The following is a 15,303-nucleotide window of genomic DNA, read 5'->3' on the forward strand; positions in this document are numbered from 1 at the left end:
CGGCTCATTTTTCAAGCCGGCATTGCTGTTTAAAGTCATCTCCACACCGAGCCCCGGCTCATTGACTTGGAGATTGCCCACATGAACACCCCAGCCACCGTCATCATCACCGGCGCATCCAGCGGCCTGGGCTTCGCCCTCGCCCAGGCCTTCCTCGAACGCGGCGATAACGTGGTCGGCAATGCCCGCACCCAAGCGCGACTGGACGAGGCCGCCGCGCGCCTTGGCCATCCAGCGCGCTTTGTCACAGTCGCCGGTGACATCGCCCTGCCAGCCACCGCCCAGCGCCTGTTCGACAGCGCACGACAAGCCTTCGGCCAGATCGACATCCTGATCAACAACGCCGGGATCTTCATTGCCAAGCCAATTGCCGAGTACACCGAGAGCGACCTCGACGCGCTGATCGGCACCAACCTCAAGGGCTTCTTCTACCCAGCGCAGGCAGCAGCCCGGATCATGGCCGAGCAAGGCCACGGGCAGATCATCGCCATCACCGCCTCGATTGCCCTACAGCCCGACACCCGGGTTCCGGCCCTGCTGCCGGTGTTGATCAAGGGCGGCCTGAACCAGGCGGTCAAAGGCCTGGCCCTGGAGTTGGCGGGCAGCGGCGTGCAGGTCAATGCGGTCGCACCGGGGATCATCGCCACGCCGATGCATGGCGACACCATTGAGGAGCTTGGCGGCCTGTCGCCCAGCGGCCGGACCGGTACCGCGCAGGACGTGGTGGATGCAGTGCTGTACCTGAGCGATGCACGCTTTGTCAGCGGCGTCATTCTGCCGGTCGATGGCGGCAGTACTGCCGGCACCTGGCACTGAACACAAGGTTGAGGAGAATCACCATGCCTTATGTGCATATCCGCATCACCGATGAAGGCGTGACCGCCGAACACAAGCGCCAATTGATCGAAGGTACGACGCTGCTGTTGCAACAGGTTTTGAACAAGCCGCCTGCGAGCACTTTTGTGGTTATTGAGGAGGTACCTACCGATAATTGGGGGGTTGCCGGGGAGACGGTCACGGCGCTGCGCCAGCGCGAGCGAGGTTGAGTTTGGCGCCGCGCGGCTGCGCCACAATCTTACTGGCGCAGCCGCTGCAAAGCCTGCAACACATACCCCGTGGCGCGCTCCACCTCACCCTCGCGGCAGGCTATCCCAAGCTGGCGCCACAACCCCGGCCGCACAGGCCTGCGCGTTACCCGCCGATCCAACTCGGCGGCCTCCCCTTCCTGCGGCAACAGGGTCGCGCCATACCCCGCCGCCACCAGGCTCTTGATCGCATCGTTGAAATTCAGCTCGATCCGCGCCTCTGGGTACAAGCCCGCCGCGGCAAACCACTCCGAGGTGACCCGCGACAGCTGGGTACCGCTGTCATTGAGAATCAACGCCCGCTGCGCCAGCCACGCCGGTGTAACCCGTGCAGGCGGGTGCCAGTCGCTGGGTACGTAGGCCATGATCGGGTCGCGTCGCCACGGCGTGATCCGCACGCCACGGCCGGCGAGCTGAGGCAAGGCGACCAGGCCGATATCCAGGCTGCCCTCGCGCAACCGTGCCAAGGACGCCCCAGAGGTCAGCACCTGTACCTGTACATCGATTCCAGGATGCTCGATCCGCAACACCTGCAGTGCCTGCGGCAGCAAATGGGCGATGGCCCCGGTCGAGGCGCCCAGGCGCACCCGCCCGGTCAGGCCCTCGACCTGCCGACGCACCTCATCCAGCGCCAGGTCGGCATCGGCCAGCAGGCGTCGGGCGCGCTCCAGCAAGGTCTCACCGACTGCAGTCGGCCGCACCTGACCACGGGTGCGCGTGAGCAACGGCGCACCGACGCGCGCCTCAAGTTCAGCGACGTGCAGGCTGATGGTCGGTGGCGCCAGGTTGAGCCGGCGGGCGGCTTGGGCGAACGAGCCGAGATCGGCAATTACCACCAGGGTGCGTAGACGGTCGAGGCTGATTTCACGCATGGCTATCATTCAGAATTAATGAATATCAGCATCATGATATTCAAATTTTCTTTCGTCCAGCCACAAGCGAGGATACGCCCATCGCCCTTTCCCACGGATTCTGAACATGACCCAACCCCTGGTTTTCATCGACGGTGACCAAGGCACCACCGGCCTGCAAATCCATGCCCGCCTGCAAGGGCGCAACGACCTGCGCCTGCTGACCTTGCCCGAGGCCGAGCGCAAAGACCGGCAACGGCGCAGCCAAGCGATCAACAGCGCCGACATCGCCCTGCTGTGCCTGCCCGACGCCGCCGCCATCGAAGCTGTTGGCGCAATCGACAATCCGCAGGTGCGGGTTATCGATGCAAGCTCGGCGCACCGCACCACGCCGGGCTGGGTCTACGGCCTGCCCGAACTGGATGCGCAGCAACCTGAACGCATCGCCCAGGCCAAGCGCGTGAGCAACCCCGGTTGCTACCCAACCGGCGCGATCGCCCTGCTGCGGCCGTTGATCCAGGCCGGGCTGCTGCCTGCAGATTATCCATTCACGGTCCAGGCCATCTCAGGCTATTCAGGCGGTGGTCGCGCGGCAGTAGAGCGTCACGAGCAGCACCGCGAGGGCAAGCTACCGACCCTGCAGCTGTACGGCCTGGAGCTGGCCCACAAGCACGTCCCGGAGATCGAGCACCACGCAGGGCTCAGCGCGCGCCCGGTGTTCCTGCCGGGTTATGGCGACTATCGCCAGGGCATCGTGCTGAGCATTGCCGTGCAGCTGCGCCTGCTTCCCGGCAAGGTCAGCGCCGAGCACCTGCAAGCCTGCCTGGAGCAGCACTACCAGGGCGCCCGTCACGTGCAGGTGATGCCCCTGCACCAGCACGGCCCTGCCGCTGCGCTCGACCCCGAAGCGCTGAACGATACCAACGATCTGCGCCTGGCACTGTTCGCCAACCCTGAACACGGCCAGGTCGTGCTCACTGCGGTGTTCGACAACCTCGGCAAGGGCGCCTCGGGCGCTGCGGTGCAGAACCTTGACCTGATGCTCGCCGCGCTCGAGGAACGAGGCCGTTTCGGCAAAACCGGGTAGAATGTTCACCCCGTGCCACACCTGGCGCGGGGTGTTTCTGCCAGCCGGAGCCTTACCCGCGATGTTCATCCTCCGCCGCCTCGACAGCGTGCCGCCCGAATCCTTCCAGAACCAGATCCGCCAACTGGTGATCGACCACGTCGGTGAGATGAGCAGTGTCGCCATCAGCACGGACAATCCGCTGTACCCGCTGTATCAATACGGCGTCGGCCTGGAAGTGCACCAGTACCTGCAAGCGATGGACGGCACCCGCGGCCTGGCGGTGCAGCTACTGCTCGCCCTGGATGCCGAGGCGCCAGACCAACTGCTCGGCTTCGCCCTCGCCCTGCCCGCCCAGGACAACCCGCAAGCCTGCGTGCTGGCGTTTCTCGCGGTACTGCCCAGCCATCGCCGCCAGGGCATTGCCCGCGGTTTGCTGGCTGACCTGCAATCACGTTACGCGTGCGTCGAGCTCAATGCGTTCGCAGGCTGTGTGCCGTGGTTCGAGCAGATGGGCATGCAGGTAGTGGCGGCCAGCGGACCGCAGGTATTGATGAGCAGTACCGGCCAGGCCAGTGGAGCGTTGGTCGGCAGGCTGGATATTGCGCCGATCTACCAGACACTGGAGGTGCGCCAGATTCATGCGTACTTGCTCAAGCAGCAAGGCGAAGACGCGATGATCGAGGCCGAGCAGTCGCGCGATGAGCGGCTGGATCAGTTGGCAGAGCAGGCGCAAGCGTGTGTCAGGCAGCGTAAGACCGTGCATTGATGTGCCCTCTTCGCGGGTAAACCCGTTGCCACGCATTTATGGGTAGCACTGCGTGCGAGCGGGCTTGCCCCGCGATGAGGCCGGCACTGACAACCTACTCAGACCGGAGTCAGCGGGATATCCGAGGCACTAGCCTTGCCTTCGCGTCGCTCGCCCATCCAGTCATTGACCTTCTGCCCAAACTCCGCCGGAGCCTTACGCCCAAAGCGCCGCGCCAGGTCAAGAATGGTCTGCTGGGCCAGTGCCTCCTCCATGCGCTTTTGCGCACCAAGCATCACCGCATGAATCGCACAGGTGCCCTCGGTCGCCCAGCCTGGCGCCGAACCCTCGAACACCGCGCAGCGCTCGCGAATCTCCCGACAGTCGAAGATCTTCTTAGGCCCGTCGATGGCGTTGACGATATCCAGCACAGTGATCTCATCTGACGGCCGCGCCAGACGAAAGCCACCGCGCACACCTTCGGTGGCCGCCACCAGGCCGGCGCGTGCCAGCTTGGTAAAGACCTTGGCCAGGTACTCCTGGGGCACACCCTGCAACTCAGCCAGGTCGCGAACGCTGGATTCACGGCTGTCACCGCGCTCGTCCACCAGGAACAGCAGGCAATGGATGCCGTATTCAACGCCGGCACTGTAAAGCGACATAGCAATCTCCGACCAACTTTGTCGCAAATAGTACGCCGTTCCTCAGCAGCACGCAAAGCTTGCCTGCGCCACTGGTCGCCTGCCTGCCCAATCAATATTCAGCTGAAACCCAACATTCATGGAGCCTCGAAAGGATTTCCCCGCCGCCGCATCAGGCCCCGCTGTAAAAAAACACTTGTCGAATTTAACTACGACCAATAGAGTCGTAGTTATTCGACAAGCACACAGACGCGGTCGAAGCCCCTTTCCCCTACATCTGAACCTCGCGGAGCATCTGTATGAAATCCAACATCCTGATCATCGGTGCCGGCTTTGCCGGAGTCTGGAGCGCCTTGAGTGCCGCCCGTCTGTTCGACCAGGCCAAGCGTGGCGACTTGAGCATCAGCGTGCTCGCGCCTCAGGCCGAACTGCGCATCCGCCCGCGTTTCTACGAGCCCGACGTGCAGGCGATGAAAGCGCCGCTGGCGGCCCTGTTCGACGTAGTGGGGGTCAACTTCATCCAGGGCAACGCCGAGCGCATTGACGCCAGCGAACGCCTGGTCGGCTATCGTGATGGCCACGGCGAACAGCGCGAAATCCGCTACGACCGCCTGATCCTCGCGGCCGGCAGCCAAGTGGCGCGCCCTGCGGTGGCGGGCCTGGCCGAACACACCTTCGATGTCGACCAGATGGAGTCGGCGGTGCGCCTTGAGCAGCACCTGACCGGCCTGGCTGCCCTGCCCGCCTCGCCAGCGCGCAATACCGTGGTGGTCTGTGGGGGTGGCTTCACCGGCATCGAGACCGCAACCGAAATGCCGGCGCGGCTGCGTGCCATCCTCGGCAGCGATGCCAAGCTGCAGGTGATCGTGGTCGATCGTGGTGCCAAGGTCGGTGCGGCGTTGGGCGCAGGTATCACCCCAGCGATCGTCGCCGCATGCGAGCAAGCCGGTGTCCAATGGTTGCCTGGCAGCTCGGTGGTAGCGGTCGACGCCGGTGGCGTGACCCTGGACAACGGCGAGTACATCGCCAGCAAGACGGTGATCTGGACCGTGGGCGTCAAGGCCAGCCCGTTGACTGCTCAAGTGAGCGGCGAGCGCGACAGCTTTGGCCGCCTGCGCGTCGACGACCACCTCAAGGTGATCGGCCAGCAGCACATCTACGCGACCGGTGACGTGGCCTGGGCTGCGGTGGATGAGCTGGGCAACCATGCCCTGATGACCTGCCAGCATGCCATCCCGATGGGCCGCCACTGCGGCAACAACGCCGCGGCCGATCTGTTGGCAGTAGCGCCTGTGATCTACCGCCAGCCCAAATACGTGACCTGCCTGGACCTGGGCGGCTGGGGCGCGGCCTTCAGCGAAGGCTGGGAACGTGAACTGAAGCTGCAAGGGCAGGAAGGCAAAGACTTCAAGCGCCAGATCAACTCGGTATGGATCTACCCGCCAGCGGCTGATCGCGCTACCGCCCTGGCGGCTGCAGACCCGGCGATCGCCATCGTCTAAGCGTACTCAACACAACAAGCCCGTCAGATCATGACGGGCTTGCTTATACGTGTCGTTACATTGAATGACTGGTCAACAATGATGGCACTATGGCATCATTTAAAGAAAAAACGATTCATGAAAGGTGAGGATCAACCACACATCTCGCAGCGCATCGAGAGCCTGGCACCCTACCGGTGAGCCGGCTCTGCCCCATGCTCTTGACGCCTGCACGCCAACGTCAAGGAGCATTCCATGTTACGGAATATGAAGATCGGCAATCGGGCAGCCAGCGTATTCACGCTGTTGGCGGCCCTGGTCCTGATCATGGGCCTTCTCTCGCTGTACGAAACCCGCCAGATGGACAAGGCTACCGACGAGATCCGCGTCACCTGGATGCCTGCCGTCATCGCCCTGAGCGATATCAGCACCAACCTTGGCCGCGCCCGCGCGGTCACCCTGCGCGCCGCACTGGATGATGACGCCAACGAACGCCAGCGCAGCCTGGCCCTGCTCGACGGGATCAACGAGCAACTGCAAGGCAGCCTGAAGGAGTACGAAGACACCATTATCGCTGCCGATGACCGCGCCCTGTTCGACACCTTCAATAGCGCCCACCAGCACTACATCGATCAGCAAATGCAGGTACTGCAAGCGCTGTCTGCCGGTGACCTCAGCCAAGCCAAGGCGCAGATCAGTGGCCCGCTGACGCAACACGCCGATGCGATGATGAAGGCCATGAACGCGCTGATCGCTTACAACGGCAAAGGCGCCGAGATTGCATCGCAGCGCAGCAGTGATGTGGCCGATGAAGCCTTCACGGTCATCATCGTCTCGCTGCTGATCATCGTCATCGCCCTGGCAGCCATTGCCACCCTGCTCACCCGCAGCATCGTCGTGCCGTTGGCCGCGGCCGTGGCAGTCGCCGAACGGGTGGCCACCGGTGACCTGACCCAGGACATTCAACTGCGCGGACGCGATGAGCCGGCGCTGTTGCTCGGCGCCCTGAGCCGGATGCAAGACAGCCTGCGCGACACGCTGCGCAAGATCTCCGCCTCTTCCGACCAACTGGCCTCGGCCTCCGAAGAGCTGCACACCGTCACCGAAGACACCAGCCGCGGCCTGCATCAGCAGAGCGCGGAGATCGACCAGGCGGCCACCGCCGTCAACCAGATGACGGCGGCGGTCGAGGAAGTGGCCAACAACGCGGTGAGCACCGCCGACGCCTCCAAAGGCGCTGACCAGACCACCCGTGACGGTCGCGACCAGGTCAATCAGGCGCTCAGTTCGATTCAGCTACTGGTCGATGATGTCAGCGGCACCTCCGAGGAGATCGAACTGCTGGCCAACAACGCCAACGAGATCAGCCGGGTGCTGGATGTAATCGGCTCGATTGCCGGGCAGACCAACCTGCTGGCGCTCAACGCGGCGATCGAAGCGGCGCGTGCCGGTGAGGCCGGCCGTGGTTTTGCCGTGGTCGCCGACGAGGTGCGCGCGCTGGCCCATCGCACTCAACAGTCCACCGCCGAGATCGAGCAGATGATCGCCGGCATCCAGAACGGCACCGAGCGGGCGGTCAACGCCATGCACAACAGCCGCGGCCGGGCCAACGGCACGCTGGAGGTGGCGCAGTCGGCTGGCCAGGCGTTGGAAGTGATTGCCGAGGCGATCGCCTCGATCAACCAGCGCAATCTGGTGATTGCCAGTGCCTCGGAAGAGCAGGCGCAGGTGGCGCGGGAGGTCGATCGCAATCTGGTGAACATCCGCGACCTGGCCATGCAGACCTCTGCCGGGGCTAACCAGACCAGCGCCGCAGCACAGGATTTGTCGCGCCTGGCAGTGGATCTGAACGGGATGGTGGCACAGTTCAAGGTCTGAAACGGCTGGGGCGAATGATAGTGCGCAGATCTTCGACCCGCACCTGATCAATATCCGGTCATCTCCAGATATCCCTTGCCCTGCACACCCCCACTCACCCGTACTGGCCCTTCCCAGTACGGGAAGCGGGTGGTCATCCAAGCCTTGCTGTGCAACGCCTCCACCTGCACATCCAACCCCTGAGCAGGTAAGCGTATGCGCCAACGGGTCGGCAGGCGCTTGCCATTGTCCTGCAGGGTGAATGCCAACGGTTGGAGCTCGATCTGCTCGCCAAGCAAGGGCTGCGCCTCGCCTTGGGCGCTGATCCAGGTCCCGGCTCGATAGGGTTGGCCCTGCGCTTCGCGGACCTGGAACAGCATCAGCTTGGCGCCGTTGGCCAGGTGCAGCGAGAACCAGTCCCAGCCCGACTGCCCAGGCGCCAGCGGCTGGCTGCTCCACTCCCGGTCCAACCACGCCTGGCCGGTGACGACAACCCGTTGCCCCTCACGCTCAACCTCACCACTGACCCGGTAAAAGGGCTGGCTGTAGTAGTAGGACGCCTGGCCTTTGCCCGACTTCTCGCTGTAGCCTTTTACCCCATGCAGCACCAACGGCCCGCCACTGACCAGTTTCAGTTGGTAGCGAAAGCCCTTGCCGCTGGCGCGCATATCGAGCTGGTCGATGCCGTCGGTGCCCTGCAACGACCAATCATCGATCCAGGCGCGAAACGGCTGCGCCTGGACGCCGGCCTGCCCAACGCCGCCACGCGCCAAGGTCTCGCTGACCTGATGGCTGCCGGGGCCGGTCAACGCGGCGTGGCCCATCCACAGGTTGGGGCTGACCCAGTTGGCGGTTTCCGGGCCAGGGCGCAGTGCCGAGCGAAACAGCGTCCACTGCGCCCCCCAATCGCGGCCCTGGGCATCTTGCAGGTTGGCCGTGATGTACCACCACTCGATGCGAAAGCCGTCGTGTGCGCCATGGTCGCGCGGGAACACCAGCTCTGGGTTGGGCGTCACTGGTCGATAGGCGCCCGCCTGTTGGCCCAGGCCAGCAAAACTCTTGGGCTCAGGCGCAGGCGGCTCGCAGCCGCCGAGCAGCAAGCTGCCGAGCAACAACCAGGCGCCTGTGCTTGCTCGGCTGTTTTCCCCTTGCCTGATCGCCAGTCGGCGACTTCTCGTCCACGTCCTAGCCTTCATTGGCAAACTGCCTCAACAGGTCACTCGGCTGGCGACGGGCGAGCTGCCAGAGCGGCCAGGCACTGGCCAGGAAACTGGTCAGCACACCTAGCATGGCCAGCTGCAGCAACTGCCCTGGGAACACATGCAACGGCAGCCGCCAGCCAAATGCCTGCACGTTGACCACCGCCACCAGGCACCAGGCAAGCAGCAGCCCCAGGGGCATTGCCAGCAGCACGGTCACGCTGCTGAGCAGCAAGGTCTGCCCCAGCGACAGCCAGACCAGCCGCCCGCGCGACACGCCCAATGCCCAGAGCGGTGCCAACTGGCTGAGGCGGGTCTGACCCAACGTCAGCAGGCTGATGAACAACGCCACGCCTGCCACCCCCAGCGTCAGGCTATTGAGCGCAGCGGTGGCGGCAAAGGTGCGGGTGAAGATTTCAGTCGACCACGCTTTCAAGCTGGCCTGCTCGACCACCCGGCTATCGTCCAGGGCGAAACGCTGTTGCAAGGCGTGCTTGAGCGGCGTGAGCTGCTCAGGCGTCACACTCACGCCAAGGCTGCCAAGCGTCGCCTGCGGCCAGTGCTTGCGTAACGCATCGGCGTTGATCAACACATGCCCCTTGGGATTGCCATAGTCAGCGTAGATGCCGACTACCGTCAGGGTCTGGCCGGGCAATGGCAAGCGATCGCCCAGCCCCAGCCCCAGGCGCCGCGCCAGTTGCTCGCTCAGCATCACCGCCGCGCCCTGCGCCAGCTGCTCCCAGGCTTGTGGGCTTTGCGCCAACAATGGCCAGTGCGTGCGGTAGTAGCCATGATCGATGATCCCTTGAAACTGGGCCGGCCACTGCCCCAGCCGCCACTCCAGGCGCCAGCTGGGTAACACCGCGCTGACCGCTGGCTGCTGCGCCAGCCAGGCGCTGATCTGCAGCGCTTGCGCGGTGTCGCGGGGGGTCAGGTAGAGGTCCGCCGACAGCCGCTGATCCAGCCAGCCGGTAAAGGTTCGGCGAAAGCCTTCAGTCATGCTGCCGACACCCACGCTGGCAGCCAGGGCCAGCAACAACGCCATCAGGGCCAAGCTCAATGCCGGCAGTTGCTGGCGGCTGTCAGCGATGAACCACTGCGGCAACGGTCGTCGGCAGACCCGCGCCAAGGCGCCGAGCGCCGCTTCCAGCAGGGCCGGTAACAACAGCGCGGCGGCCAGCAGTAATGCGGCCAGCAGCGCAAAGGCGCTGGGCAGGCTGTTGCCCCATTGCCAGCAGCCCAACGCAAGCACACCCAAAAACCCCGCAACAATGGCCTGTCGCCGCAACCCTGCTCGTTGTGCCAGACGCCAGGCCTGGGGTTGTGCCAAGGCCAACAGCGGCAAGCGAGCGGCGCGCAGCACACTGCCAACCCCCGCCAGTAGCGCCCCCAGCACGCTTACTGCAACACCTGCCAACCACCACTGCGGCGACAGGTTCAGCTGTCCGGCCACTTGCGCGCCATACAAGCCGCGCACGCTGGCAGCAAAGTCGGGCAGCAGCAGCCCGGCCAACAGGTAGCCACTGACCACCCCGGCCAGCCCGCCAAGCACTGCAAACCCGCCCAGCTCCAAAGCCAACCCGGTCAGCACGGTGCGCAGGCTGATGCCACACGCCCGCAGGGTACGGATCAAACTCCGGCGCTGCTCCAGGGCCAAGCCGATAGCAGCATGGGCGATGAACAGTCCGACCACGAAAGCCAGCAGGCCAAGGGCGGTGAGGTTGAGGTGGAAGCTGTCGGTAAGACGCTGCAGGTCGCCATCGTCGCTGGCCGCTTGCAGCGTCACCTGATCAGCGATTGCTGGGGGTAAAGGCGCCGGGGCAGTGCTTAACAGCAAGCGTGACAGCTGTCCTGGCGCTTGCAGCAGCGTTTGAGCGTGGCCAATGTCGACGATCACCACGCCCGGGGCCAGCTCCGGCTTAAGGACGAATGGCGGTAACCGCCGGCCATCGCGGGTCTGCGCTTGCTGCCCAGCCTGCATACCCAGTTGACGCAGGGTATCGGGGCTCACCCAGGCTTGCCCTGGTTGATCGATGAACGCCGCGAGGTCGAATGCCTCGGCCTGGACGCCGGCAACCACCGTCGCAGCAGGCAAGCTCAACGGTTCGATCCCGATCAGGCGAACGCTCAGGGGCATGTCAGCCGCCAGGCGCAAGCGCCCTTCCAGCACTGGCGTAACCTGCCAACCTAACTGCCTCAGTTGCACGTAGAGGGACTGTTCAAGACGCTCGCCCCTACGCGGCACCAGCTGTGCCTGCGCAGGCCCGGCCAATACGGCGCTGGCACGGGCATAATCGGCACGTGCCTGGCTATTGAGCGCCTGCACGCCGGTCCACAGCGCCGTGGCCAGCCATAGTCCGGTCAAGATGCTGAAACACTGCAACCAATGCCGTCGCCAGTGGCTGAGCAGTGCCTGCAGGGCAATCGCCAAGCTGCCCATTATCCTTGGCCGACCTGGACCCGGCCGGCGTGAAGCACACAGCGCTGTTGCAGCTGTTCGGCCAGGCGCTGGCTATGGGTCACCATCAGCAAACTGCTGCCCGCCTCGCTGACCAGTTGCAGCATCAACCGCAGCACTTGGTCACTGCTGGCCTCATCCAGGCTGCCGGTGGGTTCGTCGGCTAACACCAGCGCCGGGCGTGCCGCCAGTGCCCGACCGATCGCAACCCGCTGCTGCTGGCCACCCGACAGCTGTTCCGGATAGCGTTGCAACACTTCAAGCAGCCCCAGGCGCTCGGCCAGATACCCCGCCCAAGCGCCATCATGGCGCCCGGCCAGGCGCGCTTGGAAGGCAAGATTGGCGGCCACATCCAGGCTGCTGATCAGGTTGTACTGTTGAAACACCAGCCCGATCCCCTCACGCCGCCAACGGGCCATGGCCGCCTCGGAGCGCCCCGCGAGCGGTTCACCGTCAATCAGGATCTGGCCGCTGTCAGCGCGATCAAGGCCGGCGACCAGATGCAGCAAGGTGCTTTTGCCGCTGCCCGACTCTCCCATCAGGGCCAGGCTGCTGCCATGTGCCAGGCGCAAATCGACACCCTGGAGCACCGCCAACTCGCCTTGGGTAGTGCTGAACGACTTGCGGAGCTGCGCGACAACCAGCATCTATGGCAATTCCTTTGGCAAGGCAGGAGGAGGATCGGCACCGGGCCAGCACCCCATCTGCGGGGTGACGGAGGCCGCACGTGGATGCCTGCTGCGCACGTGGTTCAGTCCGGCTGAGCACGCTCACCACGAATGCTTCAACCAATAGGCATAGCAGCCCTGCCAACCTTTGCACGCCCAAGGTGGGCCGCAGCCCCGCGCTGCAGCGGCGGCCTCGGCAGCTGGCAATATCAAATTGGAATCACTGCGCTCATTTGCCTACACTGCGCGTTCTTCACGCTTTCTAGACCGGCAGGTGCCGGCCCGTGAATAAGGAGATTCTGGTGTCTTCCAACGCCCGCCGCTGCCTCGCACTGAGTGCGATCACCCTGGCCTGCCTCAACCTCGCCGGATGCTTCAGCGAAGAGATCGATGCCCGTCAGACCCATGAAATACAGGGTCTGCTGTACAAGATCCACGCCGAAGATCCGTTTACTGGACGGGTACTCAACTACCCGATCTCGGTACTGGGGTTGTTCAATGTCGGCACCTGTGCAGCCGATTTCAAGAAGGGTTTGCCTGACGGCGAAATGCGCTGCTCGGACAACGCCGGCACCTTGATCGCCAGCGGCGAGTTCAAAGCAGGAAAGCGCGACGGCAAAGAAGAGAAGTTCGATGCCAAGACCGGCAAGAAAACTGCCGTCGGCCACTGGAAAAACGGCCTGCAGGACGGCGTACAAGAGCAGTTCAACCCGCAGAACGGCGAGCGCGTGCTCGAGGTGCACTACAGCGCAGGCAAGAAACAGGGCCGCGAGCGCGCCTGGGACAACCAGGGGGACCAACTGATCGCCGAGCTGGAATGGGACAACGGCCTGCAAAGCGGTTTCGACAACCGTGGCACCCAGCACCGTACCTACCTGGACGGCAAGCAGCACGGGCCGCAGAAGGAATACAGCATCGACGGCAGTCGCTTCTACGTGGCCCGTGAAGAAAACTACGACAATGGTGTAATGCACGGCGTGCAGAAGCGCATCGACGCACGCGGCAACGTCACGGAGTTGAGCGTATTCGAGCATGACAAGCTGCGTACTCGCACCGTCGATGAATACAACTACAGCGGCCAGCATGTCCATCACGTCAGCCGGGTGGCACTCAAGGAAGACGTCAACCGCTTCATCGCCAGCGATCTGAGCAATGATGGCGAGGAGCAATACTGGGATGACCAAGGCAATCTGATTCGCCAACTGCAATGGCGCAATGGCCAGCTGCTTAGCGCAACTGCCACGGTGTGGGTGGGCGGGCGCCAGGAAAGCCAGTTCCAGGGCATTGGTCGCGACAGTTACGAGCCAACGCAACAGGACGTACTCAAACATGGCCAGGAGCGCCTGTTCAGTGATAACGGCGAACTGCAGGCAGTGATCTTCTGGAACGCAGGCTCAGTCAATCAGATCCTGGTGAGCCTGCCGCCCGATCAGCGCAATCAATACCCTGGCAAGATGGGTCTGTTCGACGGCAACGAGTTTTGGGGGAGCCCGGTCCAAGCCGACCCTGATTTCAGTAAGCCGAGTCGCTACAACGCAGGTTTCGCCACCCGCTACGAGCAGTTGGTGGATATCCCCGCCCCTGGCCAGCCGATGCAGGCCAGCAACGTACCCGCCAGCGCCCAAGCCGCTGCCGCGCCTGTCGCTGCCGCCAGCAATGATCAGGACAGCTGCGTACAACGCAAGGTAGATGCTGTACACGCTGAAGACCCGGATGCCTTGATTCGCGCCGACATGCTCGAGGAGTTCGAGCAGGACTGCCTGTAAGCAATGGGGCTAGACTGAAGAAACCATCACCCGCTGCGCCTCTTGGCGCTCAGACAGGAACCCACCATGACCCGCTCTGCAACATTGTCTCGCTTGTCATGGTGGCTCGCGCCCGTGCTACTGGGCAGCCTGGCGCTCAGTGCTGGCTGCTCGAGCAAGCACACAGCCACCCGGTATGCCACTGCCAACGTCGGCTCTAGTTGCTTCGCCAAGGCAGTGCCCACCAGCGGTGAAGGTGGCCTTGCCTTCGGTGATACCTTGAGCATGGCGCGGAAAAAGTCCATGGACAGCTGCATCCGCTATGCCGGTCGCTCAGGCGGCGAGCCACGCACTTGCCAGGTGGTGATGGCCAAGTGCAAATGATGCAGCGCTGAGGATAGGCGGCGGCTACGTACGAGCCTGCTAGACCGGGCTATGAGGTCAGTTACCCGGCTGGCCGGAGGGCCACCCGCACGCAGCTACCATTGAAACAACCAGGTGTTTAGATAACTGTAGAGTGCTGCCTGGGATGCCGCAGGCTTGAAGACCCGCGGTATCGGCTGACAGGCGATGGAGGATGTTGCCTCACCGCGCCAAGGGCAATCAGGAAAGTCCGATTCATCCATTGAGCGGCGTCAGCAACGTGGAAAGCTGAAAGTGAAGGCAGTCCCGTCACGCCAAGAAGACTGCACCGTCACCTCGCCCTGATGAGCCCTGGCTATCTGCCGAACGATGAACAGGCCAAGCCCGACACTGCGCTGTGCCAGGTTGCAGCCGTGCCCACGGATCATGGGTTCGAACAGGTCATTGAGGTGTTCTTGCACAATGGGCGTGCCCTGGTTGTGCACGACGATACTGGCCCTGTCGACACCGACCTGCGAAGTGACTGTCACCGGTGCTTGCGAGTTGCCATAAGCCAAGGCATTGGAAACCAGATTGCCGATCAACTGACAGAACCGATCAGGATCGAATGCCACCCGCCCCTGGCCCAAGCACAGGTGCAGCAGATTGGCGTGGGGATACGCCAACCTCAGTTCATCCACGCAGTGCGCCACAGCCAGTTGCAAGTCCGCTACTACGGGCTGGATCACAATGCCTCGGCCAACTCGAACCTGCCGATAATCCAGCAAATCGGCCACAAGCCGCTCGGCGCGCTCGGCCGAGTGAGTGATGTGCTCGAGTAATTGGCACGTGCGCGCGTCCTGCGGCTGACGCGCCAGAATCTCGGTGGCCATCTTGATCGCCAGCAGTGGATTACGCAGATCATGAGCGACGATGCCCAACATCTGTTCGGCCAGCAAGGCGCGCTGAGCAGCATCGGCGTGCTTGTCCTGCACGGCGCGCTCGCTGGATAGCAACCCGGCATCGATAACGCAGGGCACTTGGCGTGAAACGACCATGAGCAGCTCCGCGGCCAACAGTGGCCAGTGAGTACAGCTCTAGGTTGAGCGCTATAAGCATGCGGGTCTGTTCGCTACCGAACAGACCCCGCAGGAGCTCAGCA

The 15,303-nt window shown here is 63.7% G+C and carries 14 protein-coding genes; 8 read left to right on the top strand and 6 right to left on the bottom strand.

From position 1 onward, the window contains the following. Positions 1-81: 81 nt before the first annotated feature. Entirely contained in the window at positions 82-816 is a 735-nt protein-coding gene (locus AAZU54_RS03000; RefSeq protein ID WP_186553538.1) for an SDR family NAD(P)-dependent oxidoreductase, read from the top strand. A 23-nt stretch (positions 817-839) separates the two neighbouring features. Further along, positions 840-1,046, top strand: a complete 207-nt coding sequence (locus AAZU54_RS03005; RefSeq protein ID WP_186553539.1) for a 2-hydroxymuconate tautomerase family protein — start codon at positions 840-842, stop codon at positions 1,044-1,046. A 29-nt stretch (positions 1,047-1,075) separates the two neighbouring features. Here the strand turns inward: AAZU54_RS03005 and AAZU54_RS03010 are convergent, their stop codons facing one another. Then, positions 1,076-1,957: a LysR family transcriptional regulator gene (locus AAZU54_RS03010; protein WP_434726498.1), complete on the bottom strand. Its 882-nt coding sequence runs from the start codon at positions 1,955-1,957 to the stop codon at positions 1,076-1,078. Positions 1,958-2,063: 106 nt separating this feature from the next. Between AAZU54_RS03010 and argC the strand changes: the two genes are divergently transcribed. Continuing rightward, complete coding sequence (gene argC, locus AAZU54_RS03015; RefSeq protein WP_434726499.1) at positions 2,064-3,023, top strand: N-acetyl-gamma-glutamyl-phosphate reductase; 960 nt, start codon at positions 2,064-2,066, stop codon at positions 3,021-3,023. A 61-nt stretch (positions 3,024-3,084) separates the two neighbouring features. Then, positions 3,085-3,771, top strand: a complete 687-nt coding sequence (locus AAZU54_RS03020; RefSeq protein ID WP_434726500.1) for a GNAT family N-acetyltransferase — start codon at positions 3,085-3,087, stop codon at positions 3,769-3,771. Positions 3,772-3,869: 98 nt separating this feature from the next. On the opposite strand, the gene AAZU54_RS03025 is transcribed toward AAZU54_RS03020, so the two are convergent. Then, on the bottom strand, positions 3,870-4,412 hold the full coding sequence (locus tag AAZU54_RS03025; RefSeq protein WP_186553543.1) for an RrF2 family transcriptional regulator: 543 nt from the start codon (positions 4,410-4,412) through the stop codon (positions 3,870-3,872). A gap of 278 nt (positions 4,413-4,690) precedes the next feature. Between AAZU54_RS03025 and AAZU54_RS03030 the strand changes: the two genes are divergently transcribed. Both AAZU54_RS03030 and AAZU54_RS03035 read left to right on the top strand, forming a co-directional pair. Then, positions 4,691-5,893: an NAD(P)/FAD-dependent oxidoreductase gene (locus AAZU54_RS03030; RefSeq protein ID WP_434726501.1), complete on the top strand. Its 1,203-nt coding sequence runs from the start codon at positions 4,691-4,693 to the stop codon at positions 5,891-5,893. Positions 5,894-6,139: 246 nt separating this feature from the next. Next, the gene (locus tag AAZU54_RS03035; protein WP_405128999.1) at positions 6,140-7,750 is read left to right on the top strand and encodes a methyl-accepting chemotaxis protein; all 1,611 of its coding nucleotides are present in this window, start codon (positions 6,140-6,142) and stop codon (positions 7,748-7,750) included. A gap of 47 nt (positions 7,751-7,797) precedes the next feature. Here the strand turns inward: AAZU54_RS03035 and AAZU54_RS03040 are convergent, their stop codons facing one another. The 3 genes from AAZU54_RS03040 to AAZU54_RS03050 all read right to left on the bottom strand — a co-directional run bounded on the left by AAZU54_RS03040 (position 7,798) and on the right by AAZU54_RS03050 (position 12,033). Beyond that, positions 7,798-8,844, bottom strand: a complete 1,047-nt coding sequence (locus AAZU54_RS03040; protein WP_434726502.1) for a lipocalin-like domain-containing protein — start codon at positions 8,842-8,844, stop codon at positions 7,798-7,800. Positions 8,845-8,914: 70 nt separating this feature from the next. Beyond that, the gene (locus AAZU54_RS03045) at positions 8,915-11,368 is read right to left on the bottom strand and encodes an FtsX-like permease family protein (RefSeq protein ID WP_434726503.1); all 2,454 of its coding nucleotides are present in this window, start codon (positions 11,366-11,368) and stop codon (positions 8,915-8,917) included. Continuing rightward, positions 11,368-12,033, bottom strand: a complete 666-nt coding sequence (locus tag AAZU54_RS03050) for an ABC transporter ATP-binding protein (protein ID WP_434726504.1) — start codon at positions 12,031-12,033, stop codon at positions 11,368-11,370. Before AAZU54_RS03050 ends, AAZU54_RS03045 begins: the two co-directional genes overlap by 1 nt. A gap of 305 nt (positions 12,034-12,338) precedes the next feature. Here AAZU54_RS03050 and AAZU54_RS03055 point away from each other — a divergent pair, with 305 nt between their 5' ends. Both AAZU54_RS03055 and AAZU54_RS03060 read left to right on the top strand, forming a co-directional pair. Further along, positions 12,339-13,820, top strand: a complete 1,482-nt coding sequence (locus tag AAZU54_RS03055; RefSeq protein ID WP_434726505.1) for a toxin-antitoxin system YwqK family antitoxin — start codon at positions 12,339-12,341, stop codon at positions 13,818-13,820. A 66-nt stretch (positions 13,821-13,886) separates the two neighbouring features. Then, positions 13,887-14,183, top strand: coding sequence for a hypothetical protein (locus AAZU54_RS03060; RefSeq protein WP_405128973.1), 297 nt, complete (start codon positions 13,887-13,889; stop codon positions 14,181-14,183). A gap of 251 nt (positions 14,184-14,434) precedes the next feature. On the opposite strand, the gene AAZU54_RS03065 is transcribed toward AAZU54_RS03060, so the two are convergent. Then, complete coding sequence (locus tag AAZU54_RS03065) at positions 14,435-15,199, bottom strand: sensor histidine kinase (RefSeq protein ID WP_434726506.1); 765 nt, start codon at positions 15,197-15,199, stop codon at positions 14,435-14,437. Between the last annotated feature and the right edge of the window lie 104 nt (positions 15,200-15,303).

This window comes from Pseudomonas sp. Je.1.5.c (genome assembly GCF_051129895.1).
GTDB lineage: Bacteria > Pseudomonadota > Gammaproteobacteria > Pseudomonadales > Pseudomonadaceae > Aquipseudomonas > Aquipseudomonas urmiensis.